Source organism: Pseudoxanthomonas sp. USHLN014, from assembly GCF_037153335.1.
Lineage (GTDB): Bacteria > Pseudomonadota > Gammaproteobacteria > Xanthomonadales > Xanthomonadaceae > Pseudoxanthomonas_A > Pseudoxanthomonas_A winnipegensis.
This window is the reverse complement of record NZ_JBBCKO010000004.1, coordinates 288,258-314,212: the sequence shown is the minus strand read 5'-3', so window position 1 is coordinate 314,212 and position 25,955 is coordinate 288,258. Positions and strand designations below refer to the sequence as shown.

Here is a 25,955-nt window from a genome sequence, read left to right as displayed (position 1 = left end):
GCGCGGCCAAGCTGAACAGCTGCTTTCTGACGCAACTGTTAACTCAGATTAACCGAAATTTCATGAAAGTGTGCGGCGCCTGCAACAAATGTCAGGCGTCGCAATAATCGTTAGCTTTCAAACATTTACCGCTAAAGCGGGAGCCGAGCGAGCGGCTAGTTGCTCGCCGCTTCCAGCCGAAGGCGCTCTTCCAGGGCGTGGCCCAGGTAGGCCCGGATGGCGTGGCGCATCAGGTACAGCAGCGGGATCATCGCTACGGCGGCGAGCATCTTGTAGCCGTAGTTGACGGTGCTGATGGCCAGGAAGCGGGACATGGGCCAATGCTGGGGCCCAAGCACGAAGGCGATGTAGAGCACCACGAAGCTGTCGACCAGCTGCGAGACGGCGGTCGAGCCGGTGGCGCGCAGCCAGACGTATTTTTCGCCGGTGCGGCGGCGGATGTGGTGGAACACCGCCACGTCGATCACCTGGCCCAGCAGGAAGGCCACGATCGAGCCGCCGATCGACCACAGCCCCTGGCCGAAGATCGCGGCGAAGGCCGCCTGATAGTCCGGCACGCCCTGGCTCTGCGCGGCGCCCACCCACCAGCCGGCGGGCGCGACCTGGATGGCGGCATAGGCGAACAGGAAGCCGTACACGATCAGCGCCACCGCCACCCACGAGACGAAGCGCACGCCGCGGGTGCCGAAGAACTCGTTGATGGTATCGGTCAGCACGAACACGAACGGCCACAGCAGCGTGCCAACGGTGAAACTCAGCGAGCCGGTCTGCCCGAACAGATTCCACTGCAGCGGCGCGATGCCGAGCGTGTCCTCCAGCGCGAAGATCTTGACCCCGATGAACTCGGCCAGCACCGCGTTGACGCACAGGAAGGCCGCCAGCCCGATGAACAGCCGCACCGCGCGGTCATCCAGCGTGCGCGGCGGCGCACTCACGCCAGGCGATCGCCGCGCCGGGTGAACGGCATCGAGTCCGGTGCGATCGCGCCACCGGAGATGATGAAGCTCATGGCCTGGTCGACCGTCCAGTCGGTGGGAGTGAGCTGGTCCACCGGGACGATCTCCAGATAGCCGCCGGTGGGATTGGGCGTGGTCGGCACATAGACGGCCGCCAGCTCGCGGCCGGTGCCTTCCTCGCGCATGACCCGCGTCACCAGCCCAACAGTCTTCATGTCCCGGTGCGGGAAGTCGATCAGCACCACGCGCTGGGTGCTGCCCGGCTTGGTCTGCAGCATGTCCAGCAGCTGGCGCGCGCCGGTGTAGATGGTGCTGGCCAGCGGCACGCGCCGGATCAGCGCCTCGAACCACTGCAGCAGCTTCTGCCCGATCACGCGGCGGGTGAGCACGCCGACCAGCAGGATCAGCAGCACGGTGGCGACCAGGGCGATCACGGCTTGGACCCAGGCGCCGGTGAACCAGGGCGCGGCCACAGGGAAGTCGCGGGCGATCTGCTGGGCCAGGGGCTCGATCAGCGGCCGGCTGGCATCGGACAACAGCACGAAGACGAACTTGATCACCACCCACGTCAGCCAGATCGGCAGCAGGGTGAGCAGGCCGGTCAGGAACAGGCTCTGCAGGGAAGGGCGGGGGGCGGGGGTCGACATGCGCGCATTGTAACGGTGCAGCGCCGCTTACCCCCCGCCCGGCCGGGCGTTCGCGTCAGTCGGCAGCAGGGGCGGCGGGCGGGCGTGCGGCCGGCTTGAGCCGCACATAGAGCTGCTTGCGCACGCGCGCCACGACCTCGCCGTCCGCATCGGTCACATCGACCTCGAACCAGGGCAGCGACTTCTGCCCGCCCGCGGTGGCCGCGCGCACCTGGGCCAGCGCCTCATCGGTGATGCGGAACTGCGCCGTGACCTTGCCGCGCCCCGGTTTGACGAACTCGATCTCCCCGGCCTTGTCCCACACGTAATAGTCGCGCCCCAGCGTATGCATCATCAGCAGCATCCAGAACGGGTCGGTCATGGCGAACAGGCTGCCGCCGAAATGGGAGCCGACGTAGTTGCGGTTCCACGGCCGCATGCGCAGCTCGACCCGCGCCTGGCGCCAGTCCGGCGCGATCGCGGCCACGTGGATGCCGGTGAACAGGAACGGCGGCCACAGGTTCAGGCCATGGCGCAGCGTGGACGGTTTCATGACAGCCGGGCAGCGGGATCGGGGCGGGAGGCGAGGCTAACATACGGATGGGTATGGAGCGCGACCCGACACAAGGCGAAGTGAAAACCAAGGTGGGAGCAACTGTCTCCTCAAGTCTTAGCGCTCACCTGTAGAGCGGAGCTTGCTCCGCTGGGGCCTTCCCCACGATCCGAACGAAAAGCAGCGGAGCAAGCTCCGCTCTACAGGTGGGCCGCCATGGCGGCTCCCACCCCGATTCTTCTGAGCACGGCTCCGGCGATCCGCCCCAGGGCCGCTGCCGATCAGAACAACAGCGCCGACATCTTGCGGCGGTAGCGGCCGACCAGGTCCTCGTCCTCGATCACGCGGAAGGCGTCGATCAGCGACTTCTTCGCCAGCCCGTCCTCCCAGGCGCGGTCGCGGCGCAGCAGTTCGATGAACTGCTCCAGCGCGCCCTCGGCATCGCCGGCCACCAGCTTGTGCACGCCCAGCAGGTGGCGCGCGCGCAGGTCGCCCTCGTCCTGGGCCAGGGCCGCCTCGAGCGCCTGCGGGGCCGGCGCGTCCTTGAGCTGGGCGGCGAAGCCCAGCCGCGCCCGCGCCTTGACCGCGCGCTCATCGGTGGACAGGTTGGCCGGCAGCGCATCGAGCAGGGTCTCGGCCTCGGCCGCCTCGCCGGTGCTCAGCAGGGCCAGCGCCAGATCCAGCTTGAGCTCGTCCTTGTCGTGCTCGGCGGCGATCGCCTCACGCAGTGCGGCGACCTGTTCGGCCGGCGACAGCGGCGCGGCTTCGGCCTGCTCCGCCTCTTCGTTGGCGGCCGGCTGCACGCCGATCTGCTCGAGCACCTTGCGCAGCTCACCCTCGGGCAGCGCGCCGGGGATGGCGCCCAGCACCTGGCCTTCCTTGAACACGACCATGGTCGGCACCGAGCGCACCTGGAACATCGCGGCCAGCTGCTGCTCCTGGTCGACATCGACCTTGGCCACCTTGAAGGCGCCGTTGTACTCGGCGGCGAGCTTTTCCAGGATCGGCCCCAGCGTCTTGCACGGGCCGCACCAGGTCGCCCAGAAGTCGACGATGATCGGCACCTGCAGCGATTGCTGCAGGACGTCGGCCTCGAAGGTGTCGGTGGTGGCGTCGAAAACGTGCGGCTGGGCGGACATGGAGATTCCTTGCGACGGCAATGGGGGCACAGATGGAGCCGGGGCGGGGAGGATACAAGGCGCGGCCGGCCGCCATTGACAGGGGCGGCGCGGCCGCTAGCCTTGCCGGCGCATGTGTACACCTTCCTGCCTTCCTGCCGCCTTCGACGCGGCCAAGTGCGCCGCCGCGTGATCGGCCGGGTCCGGCGACGCTGGTGGCGCGGGTGCGTGCCGGCCGCGGCCGCGCTGTGGGTCGGCGCACTGCTGGGCTTCGGCGCGGCGCTGCCGGGCTATGTGCAGTCGGTCCATCCGGTGGCGCTACTGGGCGCGCAGGAGATTCCCGGCGCGGCGGCGTTCAACCTGTTCGGTTTCGTGTTGCCCGGCGCCTTGTGCGCGGTGGTCGCCGTGGCGCTGCGCCTGCGCCTGCCGCTGCACGCCGGCTGGAGGCAGCGCATCGGCGCGCAGCTGATGTTCCTGTCCACGCTGGGCTTCGTGGCGATGGGCGTGTTCCGGCTCGACCCGGTGCGGCTGGAGGGTACGCAAACCCTGCTGCATGCCACCGCCTGGGGCCTGTGGTGGTCCACGGCGCTGGCCTCGTCGCTGCTGCTGGCCGGCGGATTGCGCGGCGATCCGGCCTGGCGCGGGATGGTGCGGGGCGGCCCGCTGCTGGCCGGGCTTGCGGTGCTGTTCGCGCTGGTGCTGCCGGCGGTGCTGCCCGATGGCCTGTCCCAGCGCGTAGCGATCCTGGCCTGGCTGGGCTGGTGCGGCCTGGCGGCCGTCAGCGGCCCGGATCGGCCGCTGACCGCGACATTGCGCGGCTGAGCGCCGCGCCGCCGGCGTACCGCGCGGGTGCGCCCGGTGGTGCGCTGCGGTAGGCTTTGCGGCTTTGCAGCCGCTCGCCGCCACGTCCCCGACCATGTCCGCCGTTCCCGAAACCCACGCCTACGACCCCAAGCGGGTCGAAACCTCCGCGCAACAGTTCTGGAATGCGACCAGGGCGTTCGAGGTCAACGAGACGTCCGACAAGCCCAAGTATTACTGCCTGTCCATGCTGCCGTATCCGTCCGGCGCGCTGCACATGGGCCACGTGCGCAACTACACCATCTCCGACGTCATCAGCCGCTACAAGCGCATGACCGGGCACAACGTGCTGCAGCCGATGGGCTGGGACGCGTTCGGCCTGCCGGCCGAGAACGCCGCGATCAAGAACAAGACCGCGCCGGCCAAGTGGACCTACGCCAACATCGCGCACATGCGCGAGCAGCTCAAGTCGCTGGGCTATGCCATCGACTGGACGCGCGAATTCGCCACCTGCGCGCCGGAGTACTACGTGCACGAGCAGCGCATGTTCACCCGCCTGCTGCGCAAGGGCCTGGCCTATCGCAAGGCCTCGGTGGTGAACTGGGACCCGGTGGACCAGACCGTGCTGGCCAACGAGCAGGTCATCGACGGCCGCGGCTGGCGCTCCGGCGCGCTGGTGGAGAAGCGCGAGATCCCGCAGTGGTTCCTGCGCATCACCGACTACGCCCAGGAGCTGCTGGACGGCCTGGACACGCTGGAAGGCTGGCCCGAGTCGGTCAAGATCATGCAGCGCAACTGGATCGGGCGCTCGGAAGGCCTGGAGATCCAGTTCAACGTCGAGGGCGGGCATGAGCCGCTGACGGTGTTCACCACGCGTCCGGACACGCTGATGGGCGTGACCTTCGTGTCCATCGCCGGCGAGCATCCGCTGGCGCTCAAGGCCGCGGCGGACAACCCCGAGCTGGCCGCGTTCCTGGAGCAGCTCAAGCTGGGCGGCGTGTCCGAGGCCGAGCTGGAGACGCAGGAAAAGCGCGGCATGGACACCGGCCTGAAGGCGGTCCATCCGATCACCGGCCAGACCGTGCCGGTGTGGGTGGCCAACTTCGTGCTGATGGGCTACGGCACCGGCGCGGTGATGGCCGTGCCCGGCCACGACCAGCGCGACTTCGAGTTCGCCACCAAGTACGGCCTGCCGATCGTGCAGGTGATCGAGCTGAAGGAGCCGCGCAACGAGGCCGAGGCCAGCTACGACCCCACCGAATGGCGCGACTGGTACTCGGACAAGACCCGCGAGTTCCAGCTGATCAACTCGGCCGAGTTCGACGGCCTGGATTTCCGCGGCGCCTTCGAGGCGCTGGCCGAGCGCTTCGAGCGCAAGGGCCAGGGCCAGCGCCGGATCAACTACCGGCTGCGCGACTGGGGCGTGAGCCGCCAGCGCTACTGGGGCTGCCCGATCCCGGTGATCCACTGCCCGCGTTGCGGTGCGGTGCCGGTGCCCGACGACCAGCTGCCGGTGCTGCTGCCGGAGAACGTGACCCTGGACGGGGTGAAGTCGCCGCTGAAGGCCGACCCGGAATGGCGCAAGACCACCTGCCCGGACTGCGGCGGGGCGGCCGAGCGCGAGACCGACACCTTCGACACCTTCATGGAGTCCAGCTGGTACGTGGCCCGCTACACCAGCCCGGGCGCGGCCACGATGGTGGACAAGCGCGCCAACTACTGGATGCCGGCGGACATGTACGTCGGCGGCATCGAGCACGCGATCCTGCACCTGATGTATTTCCGCTTCTATCACAAGCTCATGCGCGACGCGCGCATGGTCGACAGCGATGAGCCGGCCACCAACCTGCTGACCCAGGGCATGGTGATCGCCGAGACCTACTACCGCGAGAACCCGGACGGCTCGAAGGACTGGATCAATCCGGCCCTGGTGGACGTGCAGCGCGACGAGCGCGGCCGCATCGTCGGCGCCACGCTCGCCGCCGACGGCCTGCCGGTGCAGATCGGCGGCGTGGAGAAGATGTCCAAGTCGAAGAACAACGGCGTGGACCCGCAGGCGATGGTGGACAAGTTCGGCGCCGACACCGTGCGCCTGTTCTCGATGTTCGCCGCGCCGCCCGAGCAGTCGCTGGAATGGAACGAGGCCGGCGTGGAAGGCATGTCGCGCTTCCTGCGCCGCCTGTGGACCCAGGTGCAGCGCCATGCCGACGCCGGCACGGCGCCGGCGCTGGACGTAGCCGCGCTGAACGCCGAGCAGAAGGCGCTGCGCCGCAAGACCCACGAGACCATCGCCAAGGTCGGCGACGACTACGGCAAGCGCCACGGCTTTAATACCGCCATCGCTGCGGTGATGGAGCTGTCCAATGCCCTGTCCAAGTTCGACGATGCCAGCGACCCGGGCCGCGCCGTGCGCCAGGAGGCGCTGGAGGCCGCGGTGCTGCTGCTCAACCCGATCACCCCGCATTCCAGCCACGCGCTGTGGCAGCTGCTGGGCCATGGCGAGACCCTGCTGGAGGACCTCGCCTTCCCGCAGGCCGACGCGGCGGCCATGGTGCGCGATTCGGTGACCCTGGCCGTGCAGGTCAACGGCAAGCTGCGCGGCACGATCGAGGTGGCGGCCGACGCGCCGCGCGACCAAATCGAGGCGCTGGCCAAGGCCGAGCCCAATACCGCCAAGTTCCTGGAGGGCACGACCCTGCGCAAGGTGATCGTGGTGCCGGGCAAGATCGTCAACCTGGTGGTGGGATGAGGTCTCAAGCGCTGTTCACGCGGGATCGTGCAGGCTCGCCCGTCCGGTTGCCGCTTGCGCGCGCCTCGTCCAGACTTCCGTCCATGAATGTGACCCCGATGCTGCGCCTGCTGGCCTTGTCCCTGCTCGTGTCCGTGCTGAGCGCCTGCGGTTTCCACCTGCGCAGCAAGATCGCGCTGCCGTCCGACCTGGGCCCGGTGAAGGTCTCGGCCACCGACCAGTACAGCCCGCTGGCGCGCGATCTCTCGGTCGGCCTGAAGGCCGCCGGGGCCATCCCGGCCGACGATCCCAAGGCCAAGGTCGCCACCCTGGACATCATGTCCGAGCGCTGGGGCGACCGCCCGATCGCGCTGGACGAGCAGGGCCGCGCCCAGGAATACAGCCTGCGCTACGCGGTGGTGTTCCGCTTCCTGCGCGCCGACGGCAGCGAGCTGGTGCCGCAGCAGGTGGTCGAGCTCTCGCGCGACTACGTCGCCGAGGCGACCAACCTGACCGGTGCCACCTCCGAGCGCGAGATCCTCGCCGACGAGCTGCGCCGCGACATGTCCGCCTCGATCCTGCGCCGCATCGACAGCGTGGTGCGCGGCGTCGGCCGCCCCGGTGGCGCAACGGTGCGCTCGCCGGTCCCGCCCGCACCCTGATGGAACTGGCGCCGGACCGGTTGGTCGCCCAGAGCGCCGAGGGCGAGCTGGCGCCGGCCTACCTGATCGCCGGCCCGGAAACCCTGCTGGTGCTGGAGGCCGCCGACGCGGTGCGCCAGCGCGCGCGCGCGCTGGGCATCGCCGAGCGCGAAGTCTTCGACGTCGAAGGCCGCGACATCGACTGGGCCGGCCTGCAGGCCAGCTTCGACGCTCCCAGCCTGTTCAGCGCCCGCCGCATCGTCGAGGTGCGCCTGCCGACCGGCAAGCCGGGCAAGGAGGGCGCCGAGGTCATCAGCGCCTTCTGCGCGCGGCCGCCAAGCGATGTGATCCTGCTGGTCACCGCCGGCGAGTGGAGCAAGGCCCATCGCGGCAAGTGGGCCGACGCGATCGAGCGCATCGGCGTGCTGTCGGTGGCCTGGGCGATCAAGCCGCACGAACTGTCCGGCTGGGTGCAGGCGCGGCTGCGCGCGCGCGGCCTGCGCGCCGAGCGCGACGCCATCGCCCTGCTGGTCGAGCGCGTGGAAGGCAATCTGCTGGCCGCCGCGCAGGAGATCGACAAGCTAGTCCTGCTGGCCGCCGGGCGCACGCTGGACCTGGCGACGATGGAATCGCTGGTGGCCGATGCGGCGCGCTTCGACGTGTTCCGCCTGATCGAGACCACCCTCTCGGGCCATGCCGCCCAGGCCTCGCGCATGCTCGCCGGCCTGCGCGCCGAGGGCGAGGCCGTGGCGGCGCTGATGCCGATGATCATCCGCAACCTGCTCAGCACCGCGCAGCTAGCCAAGGTGGCCGAGCGCGGCGGCAACCTAGCCGCCGAGATGAAGGGGCAGGGCATCTGGGAGAGCCGGCAGGCGCCGTTCAAGCGCGCCCTGCAGCGCCATGCCAGCGCCGCGCGCTGGGAGCGCTTCGTCGCGCAGGCCTCGCGCATCGACCGCATCGCCAAGGGCCGCGGCGATGGCGACGCCTGGGTCGCCCTGGAGCGCCTGCTGCTGGCGATCGCCGACGCGGCGGCGGTGCGGTTGGTGGCGTGAAGAGGGGCGGGATTCGGGATTCGGGATTCGGGAATCGGGAAGAGCGCGGGCCGATTGAATCTGCGGTGCCCGATGCTTTGCCGGGAATGCGTGATTCTGGGCTCGCCTCCGCGGGAGCGCGGCAGGGGCAGCCCGCGAACGGCGCAGATGCGCTTGCTTCTCCCGAATCCCGACTCCCGAATCCCCAATCCCGGCTTCACATCTACTACGGCGGCACCTTCGACCCCTTCCACAACGGCCATCTGGCCATCGCCCAGCTGGCCGCGGCCGCGCTGGCGGCGCCGGTGACGCTGGTGCCGGCGGCCGATCCGCCACATCGCCCGCCGCCCGGCGCCAACGCGCCGCAGCGCCTGGCGATGCTGCAGGCGGCGGTTGCCGGCCTGCCGGCGCTGCGCGTGGACCGGCGCGAGCTGGATCGGCCCGGGCATTCCTACACCGTCGACACCTTGCGCAGCCTGCGCGACGAGCTGGGCCCGCAGGCGCCTCTGGTCCTGCTGCTCGGCGCCGACAGCTTCTTGGGGCTGCCGGGCTGGCATCGCTGGCAGGAGCTGTTCGCCCTGGCCCACCTGGTGGTCGCCGAACGCGCCGGCAGCGGACTGGGCGAGCTGCCGGCCGCGCTTGCGGCGCAGGTGCAGGCGCGCTGGGTGCAGGACCCGGCGGCGCTGCACGCCGCGCCGGCCGGTCAGGTCCTGCGCCTGCGCCAGCCGCTGCAGCTGGAGTCGGCCAGCGAGGTCCGGCGGCGGATCGCCGCGGGCGGCGACTGGCAGGCGCTGGTGCCGCCGCCCGTCGCCGCGTTCATCCGTGCCCACGGCCTGTACGGGGTGGCGGGGCTATAATCGCCGCCTGTCCGGCCCCTCCAAGTGCTTCTTTTGTCCAGCCAAGCCCAAGTCATCAAGACCCGTCTGCCCAGCCCGCCCCCGGCCCTGCCGGTGCTGCTCGCCACCGTCCACGATGCCGTCAACGAGCTCAAGGCCAAGGATGTCGTCGAGATCGACGTGCGTGGCAAGTCCAGCGTCGCCGACTTCCTGATCATCGCCTCGGGCACCTCGACCCGGCACGTGAAGTCGATCGCCGACGAAGTGGTGAAGTTCGCCAAGAAGCTCGACGTGATGCCGCTGGGCGTGGAAGGCGAGCGCGAGGCCGAATGGGTGCTGGTGGACCTGGGCGATGTGATCGTCCACGTCATGCTGCCGCGCGTGCGCGAGTTCTACGCGCTGGAGCGCCTGTGGACCGTCGGCGATCAGCCGCCTGAAGAGCAGGAGTGAGTGCGGAAGGATGATCAGGAGCGAATGAAGCTGCTCGATCCTCCTTCCATCTTCGCTCACTTCCCACTCCTCTCCATTCACAGCTCGCCCGAACCATGAAGGCCCGCCTGATCGCCACCGGTGAGCGCGCGCCCGCCTGGGTGGCGCAGGGATTCGCCGAATACCAAAAGCGCCTGTCGCACTGGCTGCCGTTCGAACTGGTCGAGGTCGCGCCCGGGCTGCGCGGCAAGCATCGCGACGCCCAGCGCGCCATCGAGGACGAAGGCCAGCGCGTGCTGGCCGCCCTGCCCAAGGGCGCGCACATCGTCGCGCTGGAAGTGACGGGGAAACAGCATTCTTCCGAGCAGCTGGCCCAGCGCCTGGAGCACTGGCGCGGGCAGGGCCGCGACTTGGCCTTCCTGATCGGGGGCCCGGAAGGGCATTCGCCGGACGTGCTCGCCGCCGCGCACGAGACCTGGTCGCTCGGCCCGCTGACCCTGCCGCACATGCTGGCCAGGCTGCTCGTTGCCGAGCAGCTCTATCGCGCCGCGGCCATGCTGGCCAATCATCCCTACCACCGCGCCTGATCCGGTTAGCCGGTGGTGGGCCGACAGGCGCCGGCGAAGATCGCCGGCGCCGTGGCATTCGGCGGATGCCGCACGGACGATCAGCGCAGGCTGAAGTCCACAGGAACCCGGCCGTAGGCCTGTACCGCGTGGCCGTCCTGCATGGCCGGCTGGAACTTCCACGCCTTGAGCACCTGCATCCGCGCGGCCCGGTCCAGGTCGCGATTGCCGCTGCTGGTCTCGATGGTCGCCTCCAGCGGCGTGCCATCCACGTCGACCAGCACGCGCAGGATCACGGTGCCCTCCGCGTGGCTGGCGATCGCGCTGCGCGGATAGGCCGGCGCCGGCGCATGCACGTAGGACAGCGTGGCCGAGGCCAGCGGGCCGGAGGGCGCCTGGGTCGCGCCGGTGTCCACCGCGGTCGGCTCGGCTACCGTGGCCGGCGCAGGATCCGCCATGGCCTGCGTGGCCGCGACGGGCACATCGACCGGCCGTGACACCGTGATCGGCGTCGGGGCCGGCATCGTGCGCTGGGTCGGCGCGGGGCGCGTCGGGGTAGGCCTGGACGGCGGGGTGATCGGGGCTTCGATCGGCTTGGTGATCAGCACCACTTCCGGTCGCGTATCCCGTGCTGGCACCGCCAGCGGCGGCAGCGTCGCCGGGATCAGCAGCAGCATGAAGGCCAGCGCGTGCACCAGCATCGCCGCGGCGATGCCGCTGATGCGCGCCACATTGACTCGCCCTTCCGGGCCATAAGGGAGCGTACGAACCATGGACCACCTCCGTTGTCGGGACATGCTTCAGTGGAAACGTGCGGGCGCAGGCAGGGGGGTTAGGCATCCTTTGACGGCGCGCGCTCTTGGACTGTGCGCCGGGCGCATGATGCTTGCAATGGGGGCTGGGTTTCCGGGCTCAAAAACGAGACTGGCATCTTCGCAAACAAAACCCCGGCCTCTTCGCAGAGGCCGGGGTTAAGTTGCATTGGTGCTTGGACCAGTGTTTCAGCCGATCCGGGGGATCACTTCTTAGAAGTCATAAGAAGCGGAGAACTGCACATAGCGCGGCTGCTGGTAGTACAGCGGCATATCATAGGTGTTCGAAACCGTGTACGGCGAATCATTGCCGAAGGAGGCATCGGTCTGGATCGCACGCTGCTGGTTCAGGGCATTGAAGACCTGGAGGGTCAGGGCCAGCTTGCCGTCACTGAAGTTCGGACGGTACTGCAGTCCGAGATCCAGCAGTTCGGTCCACGGCGTACGACCGGCCTTGCCCGGAGGCGAGGGTTCGCCAGCGCAGGTGTGATACGAAGCGCCATAACCGATCGGGTCAGCGGTTCCAGGACCCGGGCCGCTGTTTTCGTCAATGCCGTTGACGCTGAACAGACCCAGGCAGGACTTCGGCGTGCCTGAATACACGCGGAGGGTGGCCGAAGCCATCCACTCCGGTGCGATCTGGTAGGCACCGAACGCCTTCAACTGGTGACGGCGATCGTTGGCCAGGTAGCCGCCTGAGTAGGCCATGATGGCAGCCGCGTCCCAGTCCTGTGTCTTGGAAACGTCGGTCTGGCCGATGTCAGACTTCAGCTGACCTTCGGTGTTGCCGAAGTTGCGCGACCAAGTGTAGTCGATGCGTCCCTGCCACTTGCCATCGAACGGATGCTCGAGGTACATGTTGACGGCGAAGTAGTTGCGCTTGGCCTTCTTGTTAAAGCCCCAATCTTCCTTGCTCATCGTCAGCGAGGTACGGCCCCCGTCGACGTTGGCGAGACTGAAGTCGTTGCTATAGCCCGGATTGAACATCACGCAACCCGGAATGATGACCGAGTCGGGATCGACACCGTTGGCTTCCAGCTTGGTCACCATGCGGTCCGGATCGCAGATGTCGTCGATCGCCGTTTGCAACTTGCGGTACATCACCTTTGCACCGGTCGCCCAGCTTTCACCCAGCGTCTTGTCGAAGCCGAGGATCAGCTCGTCTTGGTACATCGAGCGCAGATCGCCTGCAGCGAAGGCTTTAGCATCGGGTGCCTGACCGCATTCTCCGTTCGACGAAACAGCGTTGGCGGTACCCGCACACAGGTGGCCGTCGTCGATAAGGGGGATTGCCGTCCGTCCGGTCGGGATGCCGTTGCTGTCGATACCGGAGTAGGTGAAGTACTCGCGGGTGAATAGAGACGAGGAAGCGCCACGAATCGCGACACTGTTCGGCAGGGCAAGGTAATAGCGGCCGAGGTTGGCGTAGACCTTCAGCGATGAATCACCGAACACGTCCCAGCTGGCGCCGAGGCGCGGAGCCCACTGGTTGCCGCTGTCGACGTAGCTTTCACCAGCGCTGTTGGTGTTGGTGAACTTGTCGTTGCGAAGGCCGAGCGACAGCAGCCAGTTGTCAGTCACCTGCCAACGATCTTCCAAGAAGTAGGCCTTCTGGTCGACGCCCATGTCGGTCGCGGTGCTGAAGATGTAGCGATACACGAAGTAGCCGTTGCCGCCAGCAGGGCCGACGCCGAGGCCCGGGTTTACGTTGGCCGTACCGGAGCCTGCCTTGCCATAAATCCAGCGCTCGCCGTTGCCGTCCATCGACTGTCCTTCGTTCTTTGCCACGAAGTTCATGTTGTCGATACCAGCGGTCAACGTATGGTCGCCGATGCGCCACTCGAGATCCGCACGCAGGCCACGGGTTTTGTCCGCGCCGTCGGTCGCGGCGGACGACACATTCCCATTGCCAATCGGATTTCCGCCGTTGAGGGCCGGATTCTGCAGATTGGGGGAGCTGATCAGCGGCAGCAGCTTGCTGTTGCTGGCATTGTAGAGCTGGTTGGTGCGACGGCTCCGGCCCCACAAGGCGTTCAGCGTGAGATCGTCTGTCAGGTAGCCGGTGTACTTGAAGATGTCGTAGCGGTAGTCGACCTTGGTGGTATCAGCGAACGATCCATTGGGGCCACCAGCTTCGAGGGTGCTGTAGTCGTACGAGTAGTTAGTACCGCTCCTACGATCGTTATCCTTGATGAAGGTGTACTCAAGGGTGTTGTTGTCGTTGATATTCCAGTTGATCTTGCCGTAGACCTTGGGATTGCTGTAGTCGTAATGGGTCTGATAACCGTTGCCATCCGCGCCGACAGTAGTGATATTCCGCGTGGACTTGCCCTCGGTCTTTTCCTGCTCGCCGGCCAGGAAAATGAACAGACGATCCTGGATCAGCGGACCGCCCGCATACAGGCTGTAGGTGTTCACGCCGGTCTCGTCGTCGCGGCGCTCACGATAAATCGTGCCGGGGACGGAAGGATCTTCCCACTCGTACTGCGTACCGGTTCCGGCCTGCGTAGGCAGCGTCCTGTTGGGGTAGTAGGTACTCTTGGGTGCAGCGCCCAACGACTTGGGCTGGTAAATGACGGAACCACCGAAATGCCAATCGTTGGTACCGCTCCTACCGACCTGGCTGATGACGCCGCCGTTGGAACGGCCGTAGCGTGCGCTATAGCCGCCCAGGTACATTTCCTGCTGGTCGATGACGCCGTAGGGCAGGCCGACACCGCCGATATTGCTCAGCGGGTTACCGGTGCTGAAGCCGTTGATGTAGTAAGCATTCTCGGAGACGCCGGCGCCGCCGAAGGACACGGTATTGCCTTGACCAAAGTATCCGCTGCCTGCGACGGTTCCAGGGGACAGCAGCGCGATGGCTTCTGCGCTGCGCCCGATCGGCAGACGTTGCAGGTCCTGGGTCGTGAAGACCGTGCGCGAATCGACCGAGGTGACGTCGATCTTGGGCGCGCTGGTGCCAGTGACGACCACGGTACCCAGATCGGTGGCGCCGCCGGTGCCCGCTCCGCCGCCAAAGGAAACGTCGGTACCGCTGCTCACCTTGATGAGCACATTCTTGCGCTGGTCAACGACCTGATCGCCGCGACGCAGCGTGATGGTGTACGTGCCGACCGGCAGCGAGCCGATCGAGTAACGGCCGTTGGAATCGATGGTCGCGGTGCGCGTGATGCCAGAGTCGCTCTGGACCTGCACGGTCAATCCTGGTTCTCCAGCGACGGAGCCATAGACGCTGCCCGTGGTGCTCTGAGCAAGGGCGCCTGAGCTGAAAGCCATGGCAAGGGCAACGCTAAGCGCGCTGCGGTGGATCGCGCGCATGCGGTTCGAAGGTAAGGTCACTGTCTCTCTCCTGACTACCAATTAAGTACTGAGTCCCATGTGTCTCGTACGGCATCAATGCGCACACGGTTAACCGGAATTTAGCGTTGCTCGCCTTCGAAGTCACGAAAAATTAATTCTTTGCGGACACCGTCAACATTTGCCGTGTTTGTTCACGTTCGTTGTTTTTTCGCGAATTTCGCCTCTTTTGTTTCGAAATGTCGACAGGATGTGAAAGGGCCGCATTTCTGCGGCCCTTGTTCTCACCTGTTGATGAAGAAGGATCAGCGCCCCAGCTCGAACACCACCTCGATGCTCACGCTGAGCGTGGTTTCGCCGGGCGAGACGGGCGTGGCGTCGGCCTTGGCGGCGCGGGCCATCATCATCACCGGGCGGGGCGCGCCGCCGCTGCCGGATTCGGAGATGCTGACGATGCGGCGCACCTTCAGGCCCAGGCCCTTGGCATAGGTCTCGGCGCGGGCCTGGGCCTTCTTCAGCGCGTCCAGGCGGGCCTGGTCGTAGACCGGTTCGGGCTGGTCGATCTCGAAGGTCGGTCCGTTGATCTCGTTGGCGCCCTGGGCGGCCAGCGCGTCCAGCACCTGGCCCAGGTCGGCGATCTTGCGCACCTTCAGGCTGACCGTGTTGGTGGCCTGGTAGCCGGTGATCTTGGGCGCTTCGTTGTCGCGGTAGTTGTACTGGGGGTTGAGCATCACGCCGCTGGTCTGGATGTCGCGCTCGGCGATGCCCGCCTTGCGGATGGCGGCCATGACCTGGGTCATCTGGGTGGCGTTCTGGCGCATGGCGGTGTTGCCATCGGCGGCCTGGGTCACCACGCCGGCCGAGATCGTGGCGATGTCGGGCGCGCGGCTGGCTTCGGCCTGGGAGGAGATCGACAGCAGCGTGCCGTCGGCGGGCAGGGCGTAGCCGGCAGCGGCGGTCTGCGCGGAAGCGGTCATGGCGGGAGCTCCAAGGGCGAAGGCCAGTGCGATCAGCAGCGGGCGGAGGCGGTGGGTGCGCATCGTTGTGGTTCCTCGATGAAAGTGGGTGGAGTGTCGTTGCGGGAAGATGAACGGGCCGTCGGCCGCGATGGGGTTTGCGGGCGCCGGAGGGGTGCGGCCTCCCGTTCAGTTTCGAGGCGCGGGTTATCCTTGGGCGATGCTGTTCCTCGCCTCCCAATCCCCGCGGCGCGCCGAGCTGCTGGCCCGCCTCGGGCTGGCATTCGAGCCCCTGTCCCTGGACATCCCCGAACAGCGCCAGCCTGGCGAGGCCGCGATGGACTATGTACGTCGCGTGGCCCTGCAGAAGGCGCGGGCCGGCCTGGAACTGGTGCGTGAGCGCGAGGATGCGATCGTCCTGGGCGCCGATACCGAGGTGATCCTGGACGATGTGGTGTTCGGCAAGCCGGCCGATGCGGCCGATGCCGAGGCAATGCTGGCGCGGCTGTCCGGGCGCACCCATACGGTGGCCAGCGCGGTGGCGGTGATGACGGCGCGGCGTCAGGCGCAGGTGCTGGACCTGTCGCAGGTGCGCTTCGCCGCGCTGAGCGCGCAGGCCATCGCCGACTACGTGCGCAGCGGCGAGCCGATGGGCAAGGCCGGCGCCTACGCGATCCAGGGGCGCGGCGAGGCCTTCATCGCCCACCTTTCCGGCAGTCATTCGGGTGTAATGGGATTGCCGCTGCATGCGACGGCGAACCTGCTCACGCAATTCGGAGTGCTTTGATGTCGGAGGAGATCCTGGTCAACGTCACCCCGCGGGAAACGCGGGTGGCGGTGATCGAAAACGGGATGCTGCAGGAGCTGCACATCGAGCGTGGCTGGCGCCGCGGGATCGTCGGCAACATCTACAAGGGCCAGATCCAGCGGGTGATGCCGGGCATGCAGGCCGCCTTCGTCGAGATCGGCCACGACCGTGCGGCCTTCCTGCACGCCAGCGACATCGTGCGCGCGGCGCCGCCGGCCGCGGTGGCGGCGGGCGAAGAGGTGCCGCTGCCGCCCGCCGCGCCGGCGGCGATCCACGAGCTGGTGCGCGACGGCCAGGACGTGGTGGTGCAGGTGGTCAAGGACCCGATCGGCACCAAGGGCGCACGCCTGACCACGCAGATCTCGATCCCGTCGCGCTATCTGGTGCTGATGCCGCAGTCCAAGGTGATCGGGGTGTCGGCGCGGATCGAGGACGAGGCCGAGCGCGCCCGGCTCAAGGGCCTGGTGAGCGATCTGGCCGCCCAGCACGGCCACATGGGCTACATCGTGCGCACCAATGCCGAGGGCCAGCCGGCCGAGGCGCTGGCCGAGGACGTGGCCTATCTGTCGCGCGTGTGGAACGTGATCAACCGTCGGGTCGGCGAGATGGCCCCGCGCGCGCTGCTCTACGAAGACCTCAGCCTGCCGCTGCGCGCGGTCCGCGACCTGATCCGCAAGGACGTGGAGCGGGTCAAGGTGGACTCGCGCGAGACCTACGAGCGCCTGCAGGCGTTCGTGGCCAAGTACATGCCGCCGCTGGCGGAAAAGCTGGAGCTGTACTCGGGCGACCGGCCGATCTTCGACCTGTACGGGGTCGAGGACGAGATCGGCCGCGCCCTGGACAAGCAGGTGCCGCTGAAGTCCGGTGGCTATCTGGTCATCGACCAGACCGAGGCGATGACGACCATCGACGTCAACACCGGCTCGTTCCTGGGCCAGCGCAATCTGGAGGAGACCGTCTACCGCACCAACCTGGAGGCGGCGCAGGCGGTGGCCCGGCAGCTGCGGCTGCGCAACCTCGGCGGCATCATCATCATCGACTTCATCGACATGTCCGATGCCGAGCACAAGCGCCAGGTGCTGCGCACGCTGGAGAAGGGCCTGGCGCGCGACCACGCCAAGACCACGGTGTACGACTTCTCCCCGCTGGGCCTGGTGGAAATGACGCGCAAGCGCACCGTCGACAGCCTGGCGCGCCAGCTCTCCGAGCCCTGCGGCGCCTGCGGCGGCCGCGGCATGGTCAAGACGGCCGAGACGGTGACCTACGAGATCTTCCGCGAGATCACCCGCGCCACGCGCCAGTTTGAGGCCGCGCGCCTGCTGGTGATCGCCTCGCCCAAGGTGGTCGCGCGCATCACCGACGAGGAGTCCCAGGCGGTGGCCGAGCTGGAGGAATTCCTGGGCAAGTCGATCCGGCTCCAGGCCGATGCCGAGTATCTGCAGGAACAGTTTGATGTCGTGCTGCTCTGAGGCCGCGACCCGGGATCGGGTCGCCGGGACCAGGCAGAGCAGGTTGGGCCAGAGGGAGTTGCGGGTTCGGCCGGCGTCCGGCATGGGCTCGCGGGTTCGGGCGCGCACGCGCTCGATCCTTCCGTTCGTGGGTACCGCGTCCCGGCGTGTCTGTGGTTGCCTCCCGTCTTCCCTGATCCCGGCTTCCCCCTGATGCCGCTTGCCTTTCACCATCGCCTGCGCGTGCTGCGCCGGTTGGCGTGGTATGCGCTGGCCGGTGGGCTGGTGCTGGTCGCGCTGGTGCTGGGCGTGCTCAGTCAGCTGCTGCCGCTGGCGCAGCGGCATCCCGATCAGGTGGCGGCCTGGCTGAGCCAGCAGGCCGGCCGCTCGATCAGTTTCGAAGCGCTGCACACGGCCTGGACGCGGCGCGGCCCGCTGCTGCAGTTCGACGGCCTGCATGTGGGGCCCAAGGGGCCGGGCGAGGGCGTGGATATCGGTCAGGCCGAGCTGCTGGTCTCGCTGTATGCCGGCCTGCTGCCGGGCCGGGCCTTCACCGAGCTGCGTCTGCGCAATCTGGCGCTGGAGGCCGAGCGCGCCGACGACGGCAGCTGGTCGATCCGCGGCTTCCCGGGACAGCAGACCCGAGGCGATCCCTTCGATGCGCTCAATGGCCTGGGCGAGCTGCAGGTGGTCGATGGCCGTCTGCGCGTGATCGCGCCGTCGCTGGGCCTGGACCTGCAGTTGCCGCACGTGGACCTGCGCCTGCGCGTGCAGGGCCGCGACGTGCACGCCGGGGCGCGGCTGCGCGAGCGTGTGGGCGGCACCCCGATCGACCTGGCCCTGCTGTTCGACCGCGAGCGGGGCGACGGGCGCGCCTATCTGGAAGCCAGGGCCTTGCGCCTGGCCGACTGGCCGGCGCTGTCCAACCTGGCGGGCCTGCGCCTGCAGGGCGGCCAGGGCGAGGTGCGGGCCTGGGCGCGCCTGAAGGCCAAGCGCCTGCAGCAGGCGCAGTTCGACCTGGACCTGCGCCAGGTCCGGCTGGGCGCGAATGACCGTCGTGGCGAGGTGGCCTTCGACCAGGTGCGCGGGCTGGCGCGCGTGCAGGTGCAGCCGGACGGCTGGCGACTGGACGTGCCGCAGCTCACGCTGGGCAAGGTCGGCGCCGGGCAGGGCGTGCGCGGGCTGACCCTGGCCGGCGGTGCGCGCTCGGCGCTGCTGGTCGACGCGCTGCAGGCCGAGCCGCTGCTGCAGGTGCTGGCGCTGCACGATCGCATTGCGCCCGGCCTGCGCGATTGGCTGCGCCAGGCCCGTCCGCAGGTCGGCCTGTCCCAGGTCAACGCCGCCGGCGCCCTGCAGGGGCCGCTGCGCCTGCAGGCGCGGGTCGATGGCCTGGCGTTCGCGCCGGTCGGGCATGCGCCGGGGCTGTCGGGCCTGGGCGGGTCGCTCACCGGCGATGCGCAGGGCCTGGCGCTGGTGCTGGACCCGAAGCTGCCGTTCAAGTTCGACTGGCCGGCCGGCTTCGGCGTGGTCCATCCGGCCACGCTGCACGGCACGCTGGCGGCCTGGCGCGAGGGCGAGGGCTGGAAGGCCGGCACGCCGTCGCTGGTGGTGGACGGGCCGGACTTCGGCGTGACCGCGCGCGGTGAGGTGTGGTTCCAGAACGATGGCACGCGACCCTGGCTCAACGTCGCCGCCCAGGTGCACGACACGCCGGTGCCGGCCGCGCGCGGCTTCTGGGTGCGCCACCTGATGTCCAAGCCGGCGCTGGAATGGCTGGATCGGGCGATGCAGGGCGGCATGGTGCGCAACGGCACGGGCCTGGTCGGGGGCGATCTGGACGACTGGCCGTTCGTGCATCAGCAGGGCATCTTCGATGCGCAGGCCGACATCGAGCAGGGGCGCATCCGCTTCCAGCCCGACTGGCCGGACATGACCGAGCTGGACGCGCACGTGCGCTTCCTCGGCAATGGGTTCTCGCTGGAGGGCAAGGGCCGCCTGGGCGAGGTGCCGGTCTTGCGCCTGCAGGGTGGTATCGCCGACTGGCATGAGAGCGTGCTCAAGATCGAGGCCGAGGGTGGCGACGATGCCGCGCGCCTGCTTTCGCTGCTGCGCCACAGCCCGCTGCAACAGCGCTACGGCGAGGCGATGAAGGGCCTGAGCGTGTCCGGCCCGGCCAAGGTGCAGTTCGGCATGACCCTGCCGCTGCGTGGCGGCGCGCAGCCCGAGGTCAGCGGCCAGGTGCAGCTGGACCGCGCGCAGGTGGCCGACAGCACCTACGACCTGGCCTTCACCGAGGTGCGCGGGACGGCGACGTTCTCGCAGGGCGGCTTCGACGCGCCGCAGCTGGACGCGGTGCGCGCCGGCGCGCCGGCGCAGCTGGCGCTGCGTGCCGGCGATGCGGTGCAGGACGCGGCGCATGTGTTCGAGGCACGCCTGGCCGCACCGCTGACCGCGGCCGAGCTGCTCGCCCGCGTGCCCGAGCTGAACTGGTTGAACAGTTACATGCAGGGCCGCTCGCCGTGGACCATCGACGTCGGCGTGGGGGCGCCCGCGCAGGGCGGCGGCGATCCGCCGGTGACCGTCACCGCGCAGTCCGACCTGACCGGCACCGCGCTCAAGCTGCCAGCGCCGCTGGACAAGCCGGCCGCGCGCGCGCTGCCGGCCACCGTGGCGGTGCAGATGCCGCTGGAGCAGGGCCGGGTGGATGTCAGCTTCGGCAGGCTGATGGCGCTGCGCGCGCAGCCGCGCGCGGGCGCGACCGGCGTGCGCGTGGACCTGGGCCGCGCGAGCATTTCCCAGCCGGTCCCGGCCAGTGGCCTGAGCGTGGGCGGCACCGCGCCGGTGCTGGATGCGGCCGGCTGGATCGCGGTGGCGCGCGCCTCGGGCAGCGCGCCGGCCGACGATCCGCTGGTCAAGGCCGGCGCGGCCGCCGCGCCGCTGACCAGCCCGCAGGCCGGCGCGCCGCCGCCGCCGCCGGCGAACAGCCAGCCGCTGGCGCTGCGTGGCATCGACCTGACCGCGCAGAAGCTGCTGCTGATCGGCGCCGCCTTCCCCAACACCCGCGTGCAGCTCAGCCCGGCCCGCGCCGCGCTGGACGTCAGGCTCTCGGGCGATGCGCTGGCCGGCCATGTGCACGTGCCCGACGACGCCAATGCCACGATCGAAGGCCAGCTCGACCGGCTGTACTGGACCTCGGCCATGCCAGCGCCGGACCCGGCCACCGCGGCGACCCGGCCGGCGACCTCACCCGACGGCTCGACCCCGGTCGAGGACGATCTGGACCCCACCGCGCTGCCGCCGCTGTCGCTGCAGATCGGCGATCTGCGCTTCGGCGACGCCAAGCTGGGCCAGACCACGCTGCGCACGCGCAAGCTGCCGGCCGGCCTGCACATCGACACCCTGCAGATGCGCGCGCCGCAGCAGAAGATCGACATCACCGGCGACTGGACCGGGCGCGGGCGCAGCGCACGCACGCATCTGCAGGTGCAGGTCGACAGCGACGATGTCGGCACCCTGATGGACGGGCTGGGCTTCACCGGCCGGGTGCGCGGTGGCCACGGCAAGGTCGGCCTGGATCTGGCCTGGCCCTCGAGTCCTGCCGGCTTCACCCTGGCCGGGCTGGACGGCAGTGCGCGCTTCGACATCCACGACGGCGCGCTGCTGGAGGTCGAACCCGGCGCCGGCCGCGTGCTGTCCTTGTTCAGTCTGACCCAGCTGCCCAAGCGGCTGATGCTGGATTTCCGCGACTTCTTCTCCAAGGGGCTGGCCTTCAACCAGGTCAAGGGCGAAGTGGATCTGGGCGGCGGCCAGGCCAGGACCGACGACACGGTCATCAACGGCTCGGCGGCCGAGATCCGCATCACCGGCAGCACCGACCTGAAGGCGCAGACCTTCGACCAGACCATCCACGTGCTGCCGCGCTCGGGCAACCTGCTCACCGTGGTCGGCGCCGTCGCCGGCGGCCCGGTCGGCGCGGCGGTGGGCGCGGCGGCCAACGCCGTGCTGCGCAAGCCGCTGAGCGAGGTCGGCGCCAAGACCTACCACGTCACCGGCCCCTGGAAGGATCCGGACGTGCAGGTGACCGAACACAACGAAGCCGCGCCCGCACCGGCGCCCACGCCAACCGCGCCCACGCCCACGCCGTAAGCGCGCGGCTTGCAATCGCCCCCCACACCCCGATCATTGCTGCCATGACCTCATCTGCCATCGCCCTCGCCGAATCGCGCCTGCTGCTGCCCGCAGGCCTGGACCAGACAGGACTGGACCGTGCCTTCGGCACGCTGCTCGGACCGGGCATCGATTTCGGCGACCTGTATTTCCAGCACACCCGGCGCGAGAGCTGGACGGTGGAGGACGGTATCGTCAAGGACGGTGCGCATTCGATCGAGCAGGGCGTCGGCGTGCGCGCGATCTCCGGCGAGAAGACCGGCTTCGCCTATTCGGACGACATCAACGCGGCCGCGCTGCTGACCGCCGCCGGCTCGGCGCGGGCGATCGCGCGCGACGGCGCCAGCCACTCCCCGCGCGCCCTGGTGCGCGGCACCGGCCGGGCGCTGTACGCGCCGGAGGATCCGGTCGATGCGATGGACAACGACGCCAAGGTCGCCGCGCTGCGTGCGGTCGACCGGCTGCTGCGCGCGGCCGATCCGCGCGTGCAGCAGGTCAGCGTGAGCCTGTCCGGCGGCGTGGACACCGTGCTGGTGGCACGCAGCGACGGCGTGCTCGCCTCGGACGTGCGCCCGCTGGTGCGGCTGAACATCCAGGTGATCGTCGAGCAGAACGGCCGCCGCGAGTCCGGCTATGCCGGCTACGGCGGACGCTATTCCTATGCGCAGCTGCTGGCCGACGGCAAGCCGGAGGAGTTCGCGCGCGAGGCGCTGCGTCAGGCGCTGGTCAACCTGGAGGCGGTCGACGCACCGGCCGGGGTGATGCCGGTGGTGCTGGCCTCGGGCTGGCCGGGCGTGCTGCTGCACGAGGCTGTCGGCCACGGTCTGGAAGGCGACTTCAACCGCAAGGGCACCAGCGTCTACGCCGGACGCATCGGCCAGCAGGTCGCCTCGCGCGGCGTGACCATCGTCGACGATGGCACGCTGGAAGGCCGGCGCGGCTCGCTCAACATCGACGACGAGGGCCAGCCGACCCAGTGCACCACGCTGATCGAGGACGGCGTGCTGGTCGGCTACATGCAGGACAGCCTCAACGCGCGCCTGATGGGCATGGCGCCGACCGGCAACGGCCGCCGCGAATCCTTCGCCCACCTGCCGATGCCGCGCATGACCAACACCTACATGCTCGCCGGCCAGCACGAGCCGGAGGAGATGATCCGTTCGGTCAAGAAGGGCCTGTATGCGGTCAACTTCGGCGGCGGCCAGGTCGACATCACCAGCGGCAAGTACGTGTTCTCGGCGACCGAGGCCTACCTGATCGAGGACGGCAAGATCACCGCGCCGGTCAAGGGCGCCACGCTGATCGGCAACGGCCCGGAGACGATGCAGAAGGTGCGCATGGTCGGCAACGACCTGGCGCTGGACGCCGGCGTGGGCGTGTGCGGCAAGGATGGCCAGAGCGTGCCGGTGGGCGTGGGCCAGCCGTCCCTGCTGATCGACGGGTTGACCGTGGGCGGCACGCAGGCGTGAGGGACGGGGAGGCGGGGGCCAGAGGCTAGGGGCCAGGGGCCAGTGAAAAGCGGTCTAGCAAATCAGTGAAGGTCTCGCTACGACACGGCGTTGCCGGCGAGTCGCTGCAGCACGCGCGAAGGGAGCGGCGCTTACTCTGGGCCCTGGTCCCCGGCCTCTGGCCCCTGCTGCGCGTCGATCAGGCCGCGGATCTCGCGATACAGCTCGCGGTAGGACGCCGGCGGCTTGTTCTTCTTGCGCTCCTCGGCGACGTTGCGCACCAGCTGGCGCAGGCGCTGGCGGTCCGCGTCGGGGAAGGCATCGACCAGCTGGGTCAGCGCCTCGGGGTCGTCCAGCAGGCGCTCGCGCCAGCTTTCGGCCTGGTGCATCAGGCCGGTTTCACGGCGCGCGGCGTCGCCGCCGGCGTCCAGCGCATCGCGGATCGCCTCCAGGGTAGCGTCGTCCTCCTTGCGCATCTGCTTGGCCAGGTACTGCAGCTGGCGCTTGTGCGCGATGTGCGAGGTGACCTTCTGCGTGTCGCGCACGTGGTCGGCCAGCTCCTCGCTCATCGGCAGCTGGGCCAGGCGCGCGGCCGGCAGCGCCACCAGCTGTTCGGCCAGGGCGCGCACCTCCAGCGCGTCCTGCCGCTGCTGGGTGCGGCTGGGGCCGTAGAACTCACCGGTTTCCGGATCGCGTCCGCGCATCTCACACTTCTCCACGAGTCGGCGCGCGCAGCGCGCCGGATCAATCGAAATCCAATCAATAGGATAAGCCATTGAACGCCATCGCTTCCCCCGTGCATGACGACAGCAACGCGCGCCTGGACCATCTGGCGCGCCTGTCCGAGCGCCTGCTGGACATGGCCCGCGCGCGCGGCGCCAGCCAGGCAGAGGTCAGCTGCAGCGAGGATCGCGGCCTGAACGTCAACGTGCGCCTGGGCGAGGTGGAGACGGTCGAATCCACCCAGGACCGCGCCATCGGCGTGACCGTCTACTTTGGCCAGCGCAAGGGCAGCGCCAGCACCGCCGACCTGCGCGAGGACAGCCTGGCCGCCACGGTCGAGCAGGCCTGCGCCATCGCGCGCTACACCGAGGACGATGCGGCCGCCGGCCTGGCCGACGCCGCGCGCATGGCCACGGCCTTCCCGGACCTGGACACCTGGCATCCGTGGGAACTGGACGCCGATACGGCCATCGACCTGGCGCTGGCCTGCGAGGCGGCCGGGCGGCAGGCCGATGCGCGCATCAGCAATTCCGATGGCGCCTCGGTGGGCAGCGGCTACGGGCTGTCGGTGTACGCCAATTCGCACGGCTTCATCGGGCGCGAGCGCGGCACGCATCATTCGATCAGTTGCGCCCTGATCGCCGGCACCGGCGAAGGCATGCAGCGCGACGGCTGGTACACCACCGCGCTGGCGCGCGAGCGGCTGCAGGCGCCGGAGGCCGTCGGCCTGCGCGCCGCGCAGCGCACCGTGGCGCGCCTGGCGCCGCGCGACCTGGCCACCGGCCAGTATCCGGTGCTGTACAGCGCCGAGGTCGCGCGTTCGCTGATCGGGCATCTGCTCGGCGCGGTCAGCGGCGGCGCGCTGTATCGCAAGGCCAGCTTCCTGCTCGATCGCGCCGGCACGCAGGTCTTCCCGGACTGGTTCTCGATCGAGGAGCGGCCGCTGCTGCGCGGCGGCCTGCGGTCGGGCAGCTTCGATGCCGAAGGCGTGGCCACGGTCGATTCGCCGCTGGTCGCCCATGGGGTGCTGCAGCGTTACGTGCTGGGCAGCTATTCGGCGCGCAAGTTGGGCCTGAGCAGCACCGGCAACGCAGGCGGCGTGCACAACCTCATCGTATCCAGCAATGCCGGCGACCTGCCGTCCCTGCTGCGCGAGATGGGCACCGGCTTGCTGGTGACCGAGCTGATGGGGCAGGGCGTCAACGGCGTCACCGGCGATTACTCGCGCGGCGCCGGCGGGTTCTGGATCGAGAACGGTCAGATCGCCTACCCGGTCGACAACGTGACCGTGGCTGGCAACCTCAAGGACATCTTCGCGGCCATCGAGGCTGTGGGTAGTGACATCGACCCGCGCTCGCACATCGCGATGGGCTCGCTGCTGGTGGGCAAAATGACGGTCGCCGGGAGCCAGTAAGCGCCGCGTTCGCACGTGAACAGGGCGATCCTGGCCGGATCGCCAGAAATCACTTGCCCATCACATCGCTGACGTGCAATGTCGCCAACGCCGGATCGGCGTGACCGAGGCTTCGACCGCACCTGGTCGGCCCGGACAGGGGGACAACATGAAGCGACTTCTCTGCCTGCTGGCCTTCGGCTGGCTGCTAGGCCTTTCGACGACTGCGCTGGCGGCCGATGCGCACGTGGCGCTGGTCAAGCGCGTGGAAGGCAGTGTCAAAGTCGTGCGCGCCTCCGGTAGCGTCGAGGCGAGCGGCGGCACGCAGCTGCTGGTGTCCGACCGCCTGATCGCCGCGCCCGGTGCGACGGCCTCGATCGTCTTCCGCGACGGCACGCTGCTCACGCTGGGCTCGGGCGCCGACGTGCTGGTGCGCGACTACCTGTTCGAGCCCAAGGACGACGCGTTCTCCTTCTCGCTCTATCTGGGCAAGGGCTCGGCGATCTACGAGTCCGGCAAGATCGGCAAGCTCAAGCCGGAGGCGGTCAAGATCGACACGCCCACCGCCACGGTCGGCGTGCGCGGCACCCGCCTGCTGATCGAGGCGAACTGAAC

General features: G+C 69.1%; 21 protein-coding genes. 13 read left to right on the top strand and 8 right to left on the bottom strand.

Going from position 1 to position 25,955, the window contains the following annotated elements; all coding sequences use genetic code 11:
* Nucleotides 1-155 precede the first annotated feature (155 nt).
* The 4 genes from WFQ05_RS10490 to trxA form a co-directional block, all read right to left on the bottom strand.
* Nucleotides 156-935, bottom strand: coding sequence for a queuosine precursor transporter (locus WFQ05_RS10490; RefSeq protein ID WP_337053751.1), 780 nt, complete (start codon nt 933-935; stop codon nt 156-158).
* Nucleotides 932-1,603: a DUF502 domain-containing protein gene (locus WFQ05_RS10485; protein WP_130522932.1), complete on the bottom strand. Its 672-nt coding sequence runs from the start codon at nt 1,601-1,603 to the stop codon at nt 932-934. Before WFQ05_RS10485 ends, WFQ05_RS10490 begins: the two co-directional genes overlap by 4 nt.
* Nucleotides 1,604-1,658: 55 nt before the next feature.
* The gene (locus WFQ05_RS10480) at nt 1,659-2,135 is read right to left on the bottom strand and encodes a DUF4442 domain-containing protein (protein WP_337053750.1); all 477 of its coding nucleotides are present in this window, start codon (nt 2,133-2,135) and stop codon (nt 1,659-1,661) included.
* Nucleotides 2,136-2,416: 281 nt separating this feature from the next.
* Complete coding sequence (gene trxA / locus WFQ05_RS10475; protein WP_337053749.1) at nt 2,417-3,274, bottom strand: thioredoxin; 858 nt, start codon at nt 3,272-3,274, stop codon at nt 2,417-2,419.
* 207 nt (nt 3,275-3,481) lie between these two features.
* On the opposite strand from trxA, the gene WFQ05_RS10470 reads away from it, so the two are divergent.
* The 7 genes from WFQ05_RS10470 to rlmH all read left to right on the top strand — a co-directional run bounded on the left by WFQ05_RS10470 (nt 3,482) and on the right by rlmH (nt 10,306).
* Entirely contained in the window at nt 3,482-4,075 is a 594-nt protein-coding gene (locus tag WFQ05_RS10470; protein WP_337053748.1) for a DUF998 domain-containing protein, read from the top strand.
* A gap of 94 nt (nt 4,076-4,169) precedes the next feature.
* Nucleotides 4,170-6,803, top strand: coding sequence for a leucine--tRNA ligase (gene leuS / locus WFQ05_RS10465; protein WP_337053747.1), 2,634 nt, complete (start codon nt 4,170-4,172; stop codon nt 6,801-6,803).
* Between the two features lie 98 nt (nt 6,804-6,901).
* A complete protein-coding gene (gene lptE / locus WFQ05_RS10460; RefSeq protein ID WP_130521457.1) occupies nt 6,902-7,444 on the top strand; it encodes an LPS assembly lipoprotein LptE in 543 nt (180 codons plus the stop codon).
* A complete protein-coding gene (holA, locus tag WFQ05_RS10455) occupies nt 7,444-8,475 on the top strand; it encodes a DNA polymerase III subunit delta (RefSeq protein ID WP_130521274.1) in 1,032 nt (343 codons plus the stop codon). The genes lptE and holA overlap by 1 nt, the downstream gene beginning before the upstream one ends.
* Before the next feature lie 86 nt (nt 8,476-8,561).
* Nucleotides 8,562-9,311, top strand: coding sequence for a nicotinate-nucleotide adenylyltransferase (nadD, locus tag WFQ05_RS10450; protein WP_337053746.1), 750 nt, complete (start codon nt 8,562-8,564; stop codon nt 9,309-9,311).
* Nucleotides 9,312-9,344: 33 nt separating this feature from the next.
* Nucleotides 9,345-9,740 (top strand): ribosome silencing factor, encoded by a 396-nt coding sequence (gene rsfS / locus WFQ05_RS10445; RefSeq protein ID WP_130521277.1) that lies wholly within the window; start codon nt 9,345-9,347, stop codon nt 9,738-9,740.
* 95 nt (nt 9,741-9,835) lie between these two features.
* Nucleotides 9,836-10,306 (top strand): 23S rRNA (pseudouridine(1915)-N(3))-methyltransferase RlmH, encoded by a 471-nt coding sequence (rlmH, locus tag WFQ05_RS10440; protein ID WP_130521280.1) that lies wholly within the window; start codon nt 9,836-9,838, stop codon nt 10,304-10,306.
* Between the two features lie 80 nt (nt 10,307-10,386).
* On the opposite strand, the gene WFQ05_RS10435 is transcribed toward rlmH, so the two are convergent.
* The 3 genes from WFQ05_RS10435 to WFQ05_RS10425 form a co-directional block, all read right to left on the bottom strand.
* On the bottom strand, nt 10,387-11,058 hold the full coding sequence (locus WFQ05_RS10435; protein ID WP_337053745.1) for a TonB family protein: 672 nt from the start codon (nt 11,056-11,058) through the stop codon (nt 10,387-10,389).
* Between the two features lie 252 nt (nt 11,059-11,310).
* Entirely contained in the window at nt 11,311-14,418 is a 3,108-nt protein-coding gene (locus WFQ05_RS10430; RefSeq protein ID WP_337053790.1) for a TonB-dependent receptor, read from the bottom strand.
* A gap of 284 nt (nt 14,419-14,702) precedes the next feature.
* Nucleotides 14,703-15,437: an SIMPL domain-containing protein gene (locus WFQ05_RS10425; RefSeq protein ID WP_130522923.1), complete on the bottom strand. Its 735-nt coding sequence runs from the start codon at nt 15,435-15,437 to the stop codon at nt 14,703-14,705.
* A 136-nt stretch (nt 15,438-15,573) separates the two neighbouring features.
* Here WFQ05_RS10425 and WFQ05_RS10420 point away from each other — a divergent pair, with 136 nt between their 5' ends.
* The 4 genes from WFQ05_RS10420 to tldD all read left to right on the top strand — a co-directional run bounded on the left by WFQ05_RS10420 (nt 15,574) and on the right by tldD (nt 23,245).
* Complete coding sequence (locus tag WFQ05_RS10420; RefSeq protein ID WP_337053744.1) at nt 15,574-16,140, top strand: Maf family protein; 567 nt, start codon at nt 15,574-15,576, stop codon at nt 16,138-16,140.
* On the top strand, nt 16,140-17,630 hold the full coding sequence (gene rng, locus WFQ05_RS10415) for a ribonuclease G (RefSeq protein WP_130521287.1): 1,491 nt from the start codon (nt 16,140-16,142) through the stop codon (nt 17,628-17,630). Before WFQ05_RS10420 ends, rng begins: the two co-directional genes overlap by 1 nt.
* A 192-nt stretch (nt 17,631-17,822) precedes the next feature.
* Nucleotides 17,823-21,755, top strand: a complete 3,933-nt coding sequence (locus WFQ05_RS10410) for a YhdP family protein (protein ID WP_337053742.1) — start codon at nt 17,823-17,825, stop codon at nt 21,753-21,755.
* A 44-nt stretch (nt 21,756-21,799) separates the two neighbouring features.
* Complete coding sequence (gene tldD, locus WFQ05_RS10405; RefSeq protein WP_130521290.1) at nt 21,800-23,245, top strand: metalloprotease TldD; 1,446 nt, start codon at nt 21,800-21,802, stop codon at nt 23,243-23,245.
* A 131-nt stretch (nt 23,246-23,376) separates the two neighbouring features.
* Here tldD and yjgA read toward each other — a convergent pair whose 3' ends face one another.
* On the bottom strand, nt 23,377-23,928 hold the full coding sequence (gene yjgA / locus WFQ05_RS10400) for a ribosome biogenesis factor YjgA (protein ID WP_337053741.1): 552 nt from the start codon (nt 23,926-23,928) through the stop codon (nt 23,377-23,379).
* A 71-nt stretch (nt 23,929-23,999) separates the two neighbouring features.
* Here yjgA and pmbA point away from each other — a divergent pair, with 71 nt between their 5' ends.
* Together pmbA and WFQ05_RS10390 are read left to right on the top strand one after the other, a co-directional pair.
* Nucleotides 24,000-25,361: a metalloprotease PmbA gene (gene pmbA / locus WFQ05_RS10395; RefSeq protein WP_337053740.1), complete on the top strand. Its 1,362-nt coding sequence runs from the start codon at nt 24,000-24,002 to the stop codon at nt 25,359-25,361.
* A 148-nt stretch (nt 25,362-25,509) separates the two neighbouring features.
* Nucleotides 25,510-25,953: a FecR domain-containing protein gene (locus WFQ05_RS10390; protein ID WP_130522917.1), complete on the top strand. Its 444-nt coding sequence runs from the start codon at nt 25,510-25,512 to the stop codon at nt 25,951-25,953.
* The last annotated feature ends 2 nt before the right edge of the window (nt 25,954-25,955 follow it).